At 56.5% G+C, this 12,637-nt stretch carries 12 protein-coding genes; 6 read left to right on the top strand and 6 right to left on the bottom strand.

From position 1 onward, the window contains the following. Positions 1-60: 60 nt before the first annotated feature. Together AACY26_RS16525 and AACY26_RS16520 are read right to left on the bottom strand one after the other, a co-directional pair. Positions 61-1,356: an NCS2 family permease gene (locus AACY26_RS16525; protein ID WP_339515702.1), complete on the bottom strand. Its 1,296-nt coding sequence runs from the start codon at positions 1,354-1,356 to the stop codon at positions 61-63. A 286-nt stretch (positions 1,357-1,642) separates the two neighbouring features. Continuing rightward, positions 1,643-2,905: an MFS transporter gene (locus AACY26_RS16520; RefSeq protein ID WP_339515701.1), complete on the bottom strand. Its 1,263-nt coding sequence runs from the start codon at positions 2,903-2,905 to the stop codon at positions 1,643-1,645. A 167-nt stretch (positions 2,906-3,072) separates the two neighbouring features. Here AACY26_RS16520 and AACY26_RS16515 point away from each other — a divergent pair, with 167 nt between their 5' ends. The 5 genes from AACY26_RS16515 to AACY26_RS16495 all read left to right on the top strand — a co-directional run bounded on the left by AACY26_RS16515 (position 3,073) and on the right by AACY26_RS16495 (position 7,479). Continuing rightward, positions 3,073-4,044, top strand: a complete 972-nt coding sequence (locus AACY26_RS16515) for an XdhC family protein (protein ID WP_339515700.1) — start codon at positions 3,073-3,075, stop codon at positions 4,042-4,044. Beyond that, a complete protein-coding gene (locus tag AACY26_RS16510) occupies positions 4,041-4,625 on the top strand; it encodes a nucleotidyltransferase family protein (protein ID WP_339515699.1) in 585 nt (194 codons plus the stop codon). Before AACY26_RS16515 ends, AACY26_RS16510 begins: the two co-directional genes overlap by 4 nt. A gap of 262 nt (positions 4,626-4,887) precedes the next feature. Next, complete coding sequence (locus tag AACY26_RS16505; protein ID WP_339515698.1) at positions 4,888-6,315, top strand: cytochrome ubiquinol oxidase subunit I; 1,428 nt, start codon at positions 4,888-4,890, stop codon at positions 6,313-6,315. 2 nt (positions 6,316-6,317) lie between these two features. After that, a complete protein-coding gene (gene cydB / locus AACY26_RS16500; protein ID WP_339515697.1) occupies positions 6,318-7,328 on the top strand; it encodes a cytochrome d ubiquinol oxidase subunit II in 1,011 nt (336 codons plus the stop codon). 10 nt (positions 7,329-7,338) lie between these two features. After that, positions 7,339-7,479: a DUF2474 domain-containing protein gene (locus tag AACY26_RS16495; RefSeq protein WP_339515696.1), complete on the top strand. Its 141-nt coding sequence runs from the start codon at positions 7,339-7,341 to the stop codon at positions 7,477-7,479. Positions 7,480-7,674: 195 nt separating this feature from the next. On the opposite strand, the gene AACY26_RS16490 is transcribed toward AACY26_RS16495, so the two are convergent. The 4 genes from AACY26_RS16490 to AACY26_RS16475 all read right to left on the bottom strand — a co-directional run bounded on the left by AACY26_RS16490 (position 7,675) and on the right by AACY26_RS16475 (position 11,538). Next, a complete protein-coding gene (locus AACY26_RS16490; protein ID WP_339516091.1) occupies positions 7,675-8,400 on the bottom strand; it encodes an amino acid ABC transporter ATP-binding protein in 726 nt (241 codons plus the stop codon). A 19-nt stretch (positions 8,401-8,419) separates the two neighbouring features. Next, a complete protein-coding gene (locus tag AACY26_RS16485; protein ID WP_445261318.1) occupies positions 8,420-9,367 on the bottom strand; it encodes an amino acid ABC transporter permease in 948 nt (315 codons plus the stop codon). An 84-nt stretch (positions 9,368-9,451) separates the two neighbouring features. After that, positions 9,452-10,249, bottom strand: a complete 798-nt coding sequence (locus AACY26_RS16480; protein ID WP_339515694.1) for a transporter substrate-binding domain-containing protein — start codon at positions 10,247-10,249, stop codon at positions 9,452-9,454. 152 nt (positions 10,250-10,401) lie between these two features. After that, entirely contained in the window at positions 10,402-11,538 is a 1,137-nt protein-coding gene (locus AACY26_RS16475; RefSeq protein WP_339515693.1) for a class I SAM-dependent methyltransferase, read from the bottom strand. Between the two features lie 143 nt (positions 11,539-11,681). On the opposite strand from AACY26_RS16475, the gene AACY26_RS16470 reads away from it, so the two are divergent. After that, positions 11,682-12,458 (top strand): ferredoxin--NADP reductase, encoded by a 777-nt coding sequence (locus AACY26_RS16470; protein WP_339515692.1) that lies wholly within the window; start codon positions 11,682-11,684, stop codon positions 12,456-12,458. Positions 12,459-12,637: the final 179 nt, after the last annotated feature.

Raw genomic sequence — 12,637 nt, 5'->3', positions numbered from 1 at the left:
GGTCAGAAGGCAGCAGGGTATCTTGCTGCGATCATCAGGTGTGGACTTTAGCGAACGGTTCTAGGCGTTAAACCAGGCGAATTTCATCACAAACAGAATAGCCAGGATGACCAGCGCTGGGTTCAGTTCTTTCCAGCGCCCCGCCAGCAACTTGATAGCGGCCCATGCGATAAAACCAAAGGCAATGCCGTTGGCGATCGAGAAGGTCAGTGGCATTGCCAGTGCAGTGATCACCACGGGAGCGGCAAGGGTGATGTCACTCCAGTCGATCTCGGCCAGGCCAGCGGTCATCAGTACCGCGACAAACAACAGTGCAGGTGCCGTGGCGAATGCCGGAACACTGCCTGCCAATGGCGAGAAGAACAACGCCAGCAAGAACAGGAGGGCAACCACGACGGCAGTCAGGCCGGTGCGTCCGCCAGCGGTGACGCCTGCGGCTGACTCGATATAGCTGGTGGTGGTTGAAGTACCGAGCAGTGAGCCGACCATGGCCGCGCTGCTGTCGGCGATCAGCGCCCGGCCCATTTTCGGCATATGGCCGTCAGCGCGCATCAGGCCAGCTTTTTTCGCGACGGCAATCAAGGTGCCGGAGTTATCGAACAGGTCAACGAAGAGAAACGCGAACACCACGCTAACCAAGCCGATGTCCAGCGCGCCCATGATGTCCAGTTGCATAAAGGTCGGGGCCAGCGATGGTGGCATGGATACAAAACCGCCGAATTGTGAAACCCCCAGCGCAATACCAATGCCGGTGGTCAGCAAAATACCGATCAGCACCGCACCTGTAACCCGGCGCGCTTCAAGCGCGACGATAACGAAAAAGCCGAGGATCGCCAGCAGCGGCTCGGGTTTGGACAGGTCGCCCATGCCCACCAGGGTGGCAGGGTTGGAAACGACGATGCCCGACTCCTTGAGGGCAATTAGCGCGAGGAATAGACCAATGCCTGCGGCAATCGCCGAGCGCAGTTCCAGCGGGATGCTGTTGATGATCCATTCACGAATCTTGAAAATCGACAACAGAAAGAACATGCACGCCGAGAGGAACACTGCGCCCAGCGCGACTTGCCAGGTGTGGCCCATATGCAGGACCACGGTGTAAGTGAAAAAGGCATTGAGCCCCATGCCCGGGGCGAGGGCGATTGGGTAGTTGGCGATAAACCCCATGATCGCCGAGCCAATCGCTGCGGCCAGGCAGGTGGCGACAAAGATTGCGCCTTTATCCATGCCTGTTTCCCCGAGGATGCTCGGATTGACGAACAAGATGTACGCCATCGTCAGGAAGGTGGTCAGACCGGCCAGCATCTCTGTTCGAATGTTGGTGTTGTGTGCTTTGAGTTGGAACAGTCTTTCCAGCATGCGGAGTTCCCCATGACGCTAAATGCGCCGAAAGTGGCCTGATCGATAGCTAACTACATCCATCCATGGGTGAACTGTATAGCTGGCGATTGCGAAAAAGGCGCGCATCATAGCAGTAAGCCCGCTGGCGGTGAATTTATGAGCCGACAGGCTGCTTGGCTTCTGTACCCATGATGCATCAACGACTGGCAGCGCCAATCGCGGATGCCTGAGTCTGAATACGTGCCCGGCGCCGGGCGGGTATAAGGCAGCGTAGTACAGGCGCCACTGTCGGCGCCATGTGGCTTTAAGTGCTGGCTCCTGCTTTCTGGGTTGCGGCCAGTTCTTGCTCGGTTTGTTCCAGCGTGTCGCGATGAGCCAACGTCGGGAACAGCTTGATCCATGTGCCGGTTACCAGCAGCGTGCCGACACCGCCGAGCACAACAGCAGGCACAGTGCCGAACCAGTGTGCGGTAAGGCCGGATTCGAACTCGCCGAGCTGGTTGGATGCGCCAATAAACAAGCCATTGACCGCGCTGACCCGGCCACGCATGGCGTCAGGTGTTTGTAGTTGCACAAAGGCACCACGGATAACCATGCTGATCATGTCGGCAGCGCCAAGCACCACCAGTACCAAGAGGCTGAACCAGAATGAGGTCGAGATTCCGAAAGCGATAGTGGCGACACCAAAAATCGCCACTGCGGTGAACATGGTCCGTCCGACATGACGGTTGATCGGAAAACGCGCCAACCAGAAGGACATCAGCAACGCGCCCACCGCTGGCGCCGAGCGCAGCAAGCCAAGTCCCCATGGGCCGGTCATCAGGATGTCTTTGGCAAATACTGGCAAGAGCGCGGTTGCGCCGCCGAGCAACACCGCAAACAGGTCGAGCGAGATAGCCCCAAACACATCGGGGCGACTGCGAATAAAGCGAATGCCAGCCAGCAGGTTGTTCAGCGATGCTTTTTCCTTGCTTTGCTGCTCTTGGTGTTTGGGCAGGCTGAGCATCAAGGCGCAGGCCAGCGCATACAGGATTGCGGTCGGCACATACACCCAGATGCTGCCAAAGGCAAACAGGAAGCCGCCCAGAGCAGGGGCGACAATGGTTGCGGTTTGCATGGCCGATGCCGATGCCGCAACCGCTGCGGGAAACAATGCCGGCGGCACCAAGCGCGGCAGTAATGCTTGCGTGGCGGGCATTTCAAAGGCTCTTGCCGCCCCCAGGCTGAACGCCAGCAGGAAAATCATCTCGCGGCTGATATCACCGCTGTAGCTGCTAATCACCAATGCCAGGGCAATCAACGCCTGCACGGTCTGGCAGAGGGCAGCAATGCGTGCACGGTTGTAGCGATCGGCAACGTGGCCGGTGTGCAGCATAAACAGTACGCGCGGTAGAAATTCGGCCAAGCCAACCAACCCCAGGTCGAGCACGCTGCCAGTGAGCTTGTAGATATGCCAACCGATGGCAACCGTCAGCATCTGGAAGCCGCTGGCAGTTGCAACGCGCGCCAGCCAGAAAGCTATAAAGGGGCGATGGTGGCGCAACAGGGTTGGCGTGGTATTTGACATAACAGCGTCAGCTCGGGCGTGGTCGGCCGCAAAGTCTAACTGAAACAAATTGTTTCGGCTGCTTCTGTGCATATCATCGTTGCCGACAATGGCTTTGTATGACTCAGGCCTGCCTGGGTCCTAAAGTCCTGATAAAGTGATGCGCTACCAAAGGGGCGGAGCCGTTAATGCAGCATCTAGATTTACTGGTGATTCGTCAGGCATTGCAGTGGTCGCAGGCTGGCCAGCGGGTTTGGCTGTGCACAGTGCTATTTACCTATGGCTCGGCGCCCAGGGCGCCTGGCTCTTTGTTGGTCGTCAACGAACAGGGCAATTGGCTGGGGTCCTTGTCTGGCGGTTGTGTAGAAGATGACTTTCTGCAACGTGTGGCTGAAGGTGCATTTGCTGAGCCTTCAGCCTTGGTGCGCTACGGCGACGGCAGTGACAGTCACTCCAATATCAGCTTGCCCTGCGGCGGTGTCCTGGAAGTGCTGGTCGAGAACCTGGCCTCCAGCTGTGAAGTGCAGGCGCATTTGCGGGAGCTGGAAAGCGCCTTGCTTGGGCAGCGCCGCTTATTGCGTTCGGTCACAGTGCCGCAGGGCACATGGCAGTTGAGTGCAGACTCTGATCATGGGCCTCGGGTACGCCGCGACCTGGACACCTTGCATATCCGGATTGGCGCCGCGCAACGTCTGCTGCTGGCTGGTTATTCCAGCGTCGCCCATGTCTGCGCCGAGTTTGGCAAGACCCTCGGCTTTGAAGTGGTGCTCTGTGACCCGCGCGATGAGGTGCTTGACGGTGTTGAGCTGCCGGGCGTCGAGATCCGCCGTGAGTTGCCCTCGATGGTTATCGCCGCGGGTGGCTGTCATGCCGACACCGCCGTTGTCGCGCTGACCCACGACCCGCGAATCGATGATTTGGCGATGATCGAAGCGGTGCGCACCGAGGCCTTTTATATCGGCGTGATGGGCTCGCAGCAAACCACTCGCAAGCGTTTCGAGCGTTTGTTGCGTTCGGGTGGCCTGTGTGAGGCTGATCTGGCGCGGATACAGGCGCCTATTGGTCTTAACCTCGGCAGTAAAACCCCGGCTGAAATTGCTCTGGCCGTGCTCGCAGATATCGTCCGCCTGCGCAACGGCATCGCCAAGGCGCAACTTTGAACAGCGCGCCAAACTCAGTTGTTGCCGTGGTGCTGGCCGCTGGGCGAGGGCGGCGTTTTGGCAGTGATAAGCGCATCGCACGGCTCAGTGATGGCCAAGGCTTGCTGGCAACGGCTGTCGCTCGCGCTCAACGCCACTTCGGGCAACTTTATGTGGTTCTGCGTGACGATGACGAGCCGCAGGCGCTGGGCCTCGGGCCGCACACGCAAATTGTGCGTTGTGCTGATGCCGATCAAGGCATGGGCACTAGTTTAGCCGCAGCTATTACCCAGGTTGCAGTGCTGGACAGCCAGGCGTCTGCTGTTGCCGTCTTGCTGGGGGACATGCCCTGGCTCGCGGACCAGACGCTGCAGCGCCTGGTTCAAGCGGCCGACATTTCACAGATTGTGTTTCCTGTGCACAAGGGCTCGCGCGGTCATCCGGTCATATTCGGTCGCAAGTACTGGCCGCAACTGCAGGCGCTCAAGGGCGAGCAGGGTGCCCGGACAATTTTACAAGCGCATGCCCATGCCTGCGTCGGGCTGGATGTTGATGACCCTGCAGTCTTGCTCGATGTCGATTGTCCGCAGGCATTGCGCTGACAAGCGCGACTGATCGCGACAAAGAGCCACAGCGGTTAATTCCAGCTATCCAGCTATCCTTAGTTGGGTATTGATATGGATCAACGTCTGGCTTGTTACGAGCGGATGCTTTTCACTGCAACTAGAGGCCAAGGAATGTGCCCGGTATCGCTGCATGTGTTTACGATAAGAACGCTGGCGTCATTTGATGATCAGAGTCTAGTACGTTATTAGCAGGCCTCGAATGACGCGAGGTTGTGTATCACCTGATTGAGGACGCGCCATGTTTGGCTTAGAGGCATTGGAGTTAGCCCGGATCCAGTTTGCTTTCACTATTTCGTTTCATATCATCTTCCCTGCAATCACCATTGGTTTGGCCAGCTACTTGGCCGTTCTTGAAGGCTTGTGGCTGAAAACCGGCAAAAGCGTATACATGGATTTGTATCACTTTTGGTCGAAAATCTTTGCCGTCAACTTTGGCATGGGCGTGGTTTCAGGCCTGGTGATGGCTTATCAGTTTGGGACTAACTGGAGTGCCTTCTCTGACTTTGCCGGTGCCGTTACCGGCCCCTTGCTGACGTACGAAGTGCTCACTGCATTCTTTCTCGAAGCCGGTTTTCTCGGTGTCATGCTCTTTGGCTTGAACCGCGTCGGACCAGGCTTGCACTTCTTTTCTACGCTGATGGTCGCCATCGGCACACTGATCTCGACATTCTGGATTCTCGCCTCCAACAGTTGGATGCAGACGCCGCAAGGCTTCGAAATTGTTGATGGCCGGGTGATTCCCGTCGATTGGTTCGCGGTGGTGTTCAATCCGTCGTTCCCTTATCGCCTGATGCACATGGCAACGGCTGCCTTCTTGGCAACGGCTTTCTTTGTCGGCGCATCTGCGGCCTGGCACCTACTGCGCGGTCGAGATAATCCCGCTGTGCGCAAGATGCTCTCAATGGCAATGTGGATGGCGCTTATCGTTGCACCCATTCAGGCGGTGATCGGCGATGCCCACGGCCTCAATACGCTGGAGCATCAACCTGCCAAAATTGCTGCGATTGAGGGGCACTGGGAAAACCCTCCGGGTGAAGCAACGCCGTTGATTCTGTTTGGTTGGCCGGACATGGAGCGCGAGGAAACCCGCTTCAAGGTCGAAATTCCTAAATTGGGCAGCTTGATCCTGACCCACAGCCTCGATAAGCAAGTGCCCGCGCTCAAGGAATTCCCCAAGGAAGACCGGCCCAACTCGACCGTGGTGTTCTGGAGCTTCCGGATCATGGTGGGGCTTGGCTTGTTGATGATCATGATGGGCGCCTGGGCGTTGCTGTTGCGCCCCAAAGGTAGGCTCTATAACAACCGTGCTTTCTTGTACATGGCGCTATGGATGGGACCTTCGGGCTTGATCGCAATCCTGGCGGGCTGGTTCACCACGGAAATTGGCCGCCAACCCTGGGTTGTGTACGGGTTGATGCGCACCTCAGACGCGGTTTCAAATCATACGGTCGTGCAGATGAGCGTGACCTTGGTGCTGTTTGTGGTGGTTTATTTCGCGCTCTTCGGTGCCGGTCTCGGCTACATGATGCGCCTGGTGCGCAAAGGGCCTTTGCCTGTTGAAGGCACTAACCATCAAGAGGGTGGCCCAGGCCAACAACGCACGCCGTCTCGTCCGCTGTCTGCTGCACCGGATGATGAAGACGACATCCAGACTGAAAGGAGCTGAACATGGTCGGCATAGATCTCTCGCATATCTGGGCGGTGATCATCGCGTTCGGTGTGATGATGTACGTAGTCATGGATGGATTCGATCTGGGCATCGGTATCCTTTTCCCGTTCGTCAAGGATGATAGCGAACGTGACCTGATGATGAACTCGGTGGCGCCGGTTTGGGATGGCAATGAAACCTGGCTGGTACTGGGGGGCGCGGCGCTGTTTGGCGCATTTCCGCTGGCCTATGCAGTGGTGCTGGATGCCCTCTATCTGCCGCTGATCTTCATGCTGCTCGGTTTGATTTTTCGCGGTGTGGCCTTTGAGTTTCGCTTCAAGGCCAAAGCCCACAAGCGGCATATCTGGGACAAGGCCTTTATTGGTGGCTCAATCACCGCAACCTTCTTTCAAGGCGTCACCCTTGGCGCCTATATCGATGGTATCGAAGTGGTTGGCCGGACATATGCCGGTGGCCCGCTGGACTGGCTAAAACCCTTCGCGCTGTTTTGTGGCCTGGCGCTGGTCGCCGCCTATGCCTTGCTGGGTTGCACTTGGCTGATCATGAAAACCGAAGGGCGCCTGCAAGAGCAGATGCATGACCTGGGCAAGCCGCTGATTCTTGTGGTCCTGGCGGTTACCGGTATCGTCAGCCTGTGGACGCCGTTGGCCCACCCCGAAATTGCTGAGCGCTGGTTCAGCCTGCCGAACCTTTTCTGGCTCTCACCGGTGCCAATACTGGTACTGGTCTGTACCTGGGCATTGTGGCGGGCCGTGCAAAAGCGTCAGCACTACGCGCCATTTTTGCTAACCCTTGGCCTTATCTTCTTGGGCTACAGCGGTTTGGGTCTGAGCCTGTGGCCGAACATTATCCCGCCAAGCGTGACTATCTGGGAGGCCGCATCGCCGCCGCAAAGCCAGGCGTTTATCCTGGTAGGGGCGCTGTTCATCATTCCGTTTATTCTGATGTACACCGCCTGGAGCTACTACGTGTTCCGCGGCAAGATAACCCACGAACATGGCTACCACTAAGGAGCGCAGCATGACCGGCCCGCAACAGAAGAAACCCTTGTATCAGCGTATCGGCTGGCTGGTGGCAATCTGGGCGGGCAGCGTACTGGCACTGGGGGTTGTGTCATTGCTGCTGCGCTGGTTTATGAGCGCAGCAGGCATGACCAGCTAAGGGCAATCGGCTTAATTGTTTGCGGTGTTCAATGGTGGACGGAAAAGCGCCGTCCACCCTACGCGGGTGTTGACGCTGAGCGATAAAGCGTCGTCTTCCTCGTAGGGTGTGGCAACGCGCAGCTTGCCCACCAGCGTTGGCAATCGGCTTAAATGTTTGCGGTGTTTAATGGTGGACGGAAGAGCGCCGTCCACCCTACAGCAGCTTCGATAGAAACTGCTCTAGCCGCGGGTGCTTGGTGCTGCTGAAGATATTGTCTGGCGTGTCGCTGACCAGCAGTTCGCCGTCTTCCATAAACAGCACGCGGTCAGCCACTTCGCGGGCAAAACCCATCTCGTGGGTTACCACCACCATGGTCATGCCATCATTGGCCAGGCTCTTCATTACATCCAGCACTTCGCCGACCATTTCCGGGTCAAGCGCCGATGTGGGTTCATCAAACAGCATTACATCCGGGTTCATTGCCAGTGCGCGGGCGATGGCTACGCGTTGTTGCTGGCCCCCGGAAAGTTGCGCCGGGTAAACGTTCAGCTTGTCGCCCAAACCTACGCGTTTAAGCAGTTGTTCGGCATCTTGCTCGGCCTTCTTTGGATCGCGCTTGGCGACCTTGATCGGCGCGAGCATGACATTGCCTTTAACCGTCTTGTGCGGAAACAGGTTGAACGACTGAAACACCATGCCGACGCGTTCACGCAGCTTGTTGATGTTGGTGCCGGGGGCATACATGTTGATGCCATCGATAATGATCTGGCCGTTATTGATCTGCTCAAGCTGGTTGAGTGCGCGCAAAAAGGTCGATTTTCCCGAGCCGGATGGCCCGATGATGACAACCACTTCGCCACGCGCAATGGTCGCACTGACGTTTTTAAGGGCATGGCAACCATTGGCGTAGATTTTGTTAACTTGGGTGGCAACGATCATGTCCTTGCCGGTATAGGCTTCAGTCACTAGCGGCTAACCTCTTTTCAATGCGGCGGACAACCCACGACAGCAGTGTTGTCAGAATCAGGTACAGGCCGGCAACGGTAATCCATACTTCGAAGGTCGCGAAGTTACCGCTGATAGCCTCGCGGCCAGCTTTGGTCAGGTCGGTAATCGCAATCACCGAAACCAGCGAGGAATCCTTGATCAGGTTGATCAATTGGCCCGCCATTGGCGGCAGTGTGCGCTTGAATGCCTGCGGCAGGATAACGTGGGTCATCGCCTTGGGATAAGACATGCCCAGCGAGCGCGCAGCTTCCATTTGTCCAGGTGAGATCGACTGGATGCCGGAACGTACGATTTCAGCAATGTAGGCACCGGTAAAGATCGACAGCGCCATGACCCCGGCAGAGAAGCGGTCAAGGTTGAGCATGGTGCCGACAAAGAAGTACATGATAAATATCTGTACCAGCAACGGCGTGCCGCGAATCAAGCCGACGTAGGCAAATGCCAGGTTTTGGCAGGCCGGATTGCTGGAAATTCGCATCAGGCCAGCAGCCAGACCGAGCAGTGTGGCGAAGAACAGTGAAATCACCGATATCTTCAGGGTTACCCACAAGCCATGGAGCAGTGGACCCGCGCGCCATTGCACGGTGCGTGCGACCACATCACCTTCGAATATCAAGTCGCCCTGGGTCGCAACTGCCTGGTCATAGGGCTTGAAGACTTGTGTGTTGCCGCCGTCGTCGAGGGTCAGGGTGATCGCATCTGGAGTAACATCAGTGATGGTGCCATTGCCGCTGGCCCGCAAGTCGAGCGGGGCGGTGTTGACGATGTAAGGCAGCACACGTGCCCATTGCCAGCTGTAGTTGATCTGCTTGGAGGCTATGTACAGCGTGCCCATAAGGCCCGCAATGATAAGTACTGATAGGCCGTGCCAAAGCCATCGTCGGGGACTGGTCAACAAAGTGACCTCCTGAAAATTTAGGTTTTACGGTAACGCGCGGGGCAAGTGGAAATCAGGCCAGAGGTTGAGTCTGGCCTGATGGTCTTACTGAACCTGGTTGAGCCAGGCGTCGCTTTCGAACCACTTGGCGTAGAGACGATCGTAGGTACCTTCACCCTTGATCTGACGCAGGAAGTTGTTCAGCACATTGAGCATTTCCGGGTCACCCTGGGCAACAGCCCAGCCCAGTGGCTCGAAGGTGAATGGCTTATCCAGGTGAACGATCTTGTCTTTGTTCTGGGCAAAGTAGATCGCGTTGAATGGCAGGTCGTAGATAAAGGCATCCGCTTTGCCGTTGGTGACTTCAAGCACGGCATCAGACTGGGTTTCAAAGACATTGATCTTGGCTTTGCTCAGCAGGCGCTTGACCGCTTGCTCACCGGTGGTGCCGAGTTTGGTGGTGATGGTGTATTGCGGATCATTGAGGTCTTTGTAGTCGTTGATTTTGCCCTTGAGCTTAGGGTTCAGCAGGATGCTCTGGCCGATCACGATGTAGGGATCTGCGAAGTTCACCCGCATATTGCGCTGGGTGTTGATGGTCATGCCGCCGTTGATCATGTGGCACTTGCCAGTCAGCAGGGTCGGAATAATGCCATCCCAAGCGGTGTTGACTGGGACGTATTTAACCCCCATCTGCTTGGCGAGCAGTTTGCTCATGTCGATATCAAAACCGATAAATTGGCCTGACTTGCTCTTCATTTCGAAAGGCATGTAGCCCGCATCGAAACAAACCTTAAGCTCCCCGGATTTAACAATGTCATCAAGAACTGGACCCGCTTGAGCTGTGATTGAAGCACCTAGCAGGCTGGCGGTAATCGCCAAACCGGTAAAAAATTTTCTCATGTGAGAGTCCTTATTCTTTTGAGCGCATTAGTGCGTTCTTATTTGTTGGCATCGGCCTTTTGTAAAGGCTATTTGTTATAACAGGTTAAGCCTTGAATGAAAAAGTCCGGGAGACGTTGCTGGTCGCTTAAAGGGAAGTTGGTCGTTATCAGCTACTTGATGGCTTTGAGAATGACGAACTTAGGGTTCGACGCCATTTGTTCGACGCCACGAAACAGGCGCTTGAGCTTATGGTGGTAGCCCAGGTGACGATTGCCGACAATCCACAGTTCGCCGCCCGTCACCAGCGCCGAGTGTGCTTGCTGGAACATTCGCCAGGCCAGGAAGTCGCCCACCACCTGCTGTTGGTGAAAGGGTGGATTGCACAGCACCCTGTCCAATGACTCAGTCGGTTGTTCAGCCAGGCCATCGCCAGCACGGATATCCACCGGCCTCTCGCCAAGCGCGGCTAGCCAGTTCTCCCGTGCCGATTGCACCGCCATGTAAGACTCATCAACCAGTGTCAGTTGCGCCTCGGGATTGCTCAGTGCGTAGGTGATCGCCAGGACACCATTGCCGCACCCCAAGTCTGCAACCCGTAGCGGGCGTTGATCCTTGGGCAGGTGTGGCAAGAAGGCCCGCGTGCCGATGTCGAGGCCTTCGCGGCAGAACACATTGGCATGGTTTATCAGGTTGAGCGGCGGCTTATCCAGGCTGTAGCGGCTGGGATAAGGAGATACTGGCTGCGGTTTGGGTTCAGGCGAGGCAATCAGCAGGCGCGCCTTTTTGACGGCCAGGGACGCTTGCACCGGCCCGATGTATTTTTCCAACAGATCGCCTGCTGCGCGCGGTAGATGTTTGACCATGCCCGCTGCCACAACCTGAGCCCCCGGTGCCAACTGGCCGTGCAGGCGGATCAGTTGCTCTTCGAGCAGGGCCAGTGTCTTGGGGATTCGGATCAATACACGATCAAAGGGCCCTTGCGGCGATTGCTGCGCTGGTACGAAATTGACTGCGTCTGCGGCCAACTGATTGCGTTGCAGATTGATCCCCAGCGCCATGTGCCCCAAATGTGAGTCTGAACTGCTGGTGATCAGCATGCGCGGTTGTTTAATAGCGGCCAACGCGCAGGCCAGTGCGCCAAAGTTGTCGTTGAGAATCAACACGCGCAGGTTCGCCTCAACGCCTCGTTCGGCAAATTGGTTGAGCAGGTATTCATCCGCAGCGTCAAAGGCCTGCAAGGTCTCGTGCGACTGTTCTGGCTGGCGGATCAATTCCAGTGGAGCAAAAGGCGTAACGAATATAGGCATATAAGCTGCTGGTTTTTATCAACGGAAAAGTGCGCGACACTGCAGGCTCATGGGCCGAGCGGTTGCTTAGCTGTCGTAGCTTGGTAGCCGTGCCGCATTAATGAATTGCTCAAGCCCGTCCGCCAACTCAATTGGGGAGCCCTATGAGCGCAAGTGATGACAAGTTTACCCGGCAAACGCTTAGCGATGTGCATGTCTGGTCGCCGACTTTATTCAGTTTGCGCTGTTCACGTGACCAAGGGTTTAGATTTGTTGCCGGGCAATTCGCTCGTCTAGGCGTTTCCAAGCCCGATGGCAGTATTGTCTGGCGAGCCTATTCAATGGTTTCGGCGCCGCACGACGATTTTCTCGAGTTCTTTTCAATCGTCGTGCCGGACGGTGAGTTCACCAGCGAACTGAGTCGTTTGTCTGTCGGCGATACGCTGTTGGTGGATAAACAAGCTTTTGGCTTTCTCACCCTTGATCGTTTTATTGATGGCCGTGACCTGTGGTTGGTCGCCAGCGGCACGGGGTTGGCGCCGTTTCTGTCGATACTGCAAGGCTTGGAGGTGTGGGAGCGCTTTGAACGGATTATTTTGGTTTACAGCGCTCGCACTCAGCAGGAGTTGGCCTATCAAGCGTTGATCAAGCAACTCAGGACGATGGAACACCTTGCCGAGCATGCGCACAAGCTGGTGTATGTGCCCGTGGTTACGCGTGAGCCCCTGCCGGGTTGCCTCAACCAACGGATCACCACGTTACTTGAGAGCGGCGAACTGGAGCGTGCAGCAGGTGTAGCGATGGATGCTGAAAACTCGCGGGTGATGCTCTGCGGTAATCCACAGATGATTGATGACCTGCGCCAACTCTTGAAACAACGTGACATGCAGCTAAGCCTGACCCGCAGGCCTGGCCAGGTAGCCGTTGAGAATTATTGGTAGGCTGCGACAGGTGTGGGGTGCGACAGCGCGAAGCTTGTCCACCGGAGTAGTGAATATTCAGTTAATCGCAGTGTCATGGCGGGCAAACTTCGCGTTGCCCGCCCTTGTATCTCGACTACTGCTTATTTTAGAGCGATAGTTCCCGATTGATCCTCGGGGGAGCGAGTGCAAGCCGTGTC

The sequence above is a fragment of the Pseudomonas sp. RL_15y_Pfl2_60 genome (genome assembly GCF_963970595.1).
In the GTDB taxonomy this organism is placed as follows: domain Bacteria; phylum Pseudomonadota; class Gammaproteobacteria; order Pseudomonadales; family Pseudomonadaceae; genus Aquipseudomonas.
The sequence above is the reverse complement of the archived record's forward strand: the minus strand, read 5'-3'. Positions and strand labels throughout refer to the sequence as shown.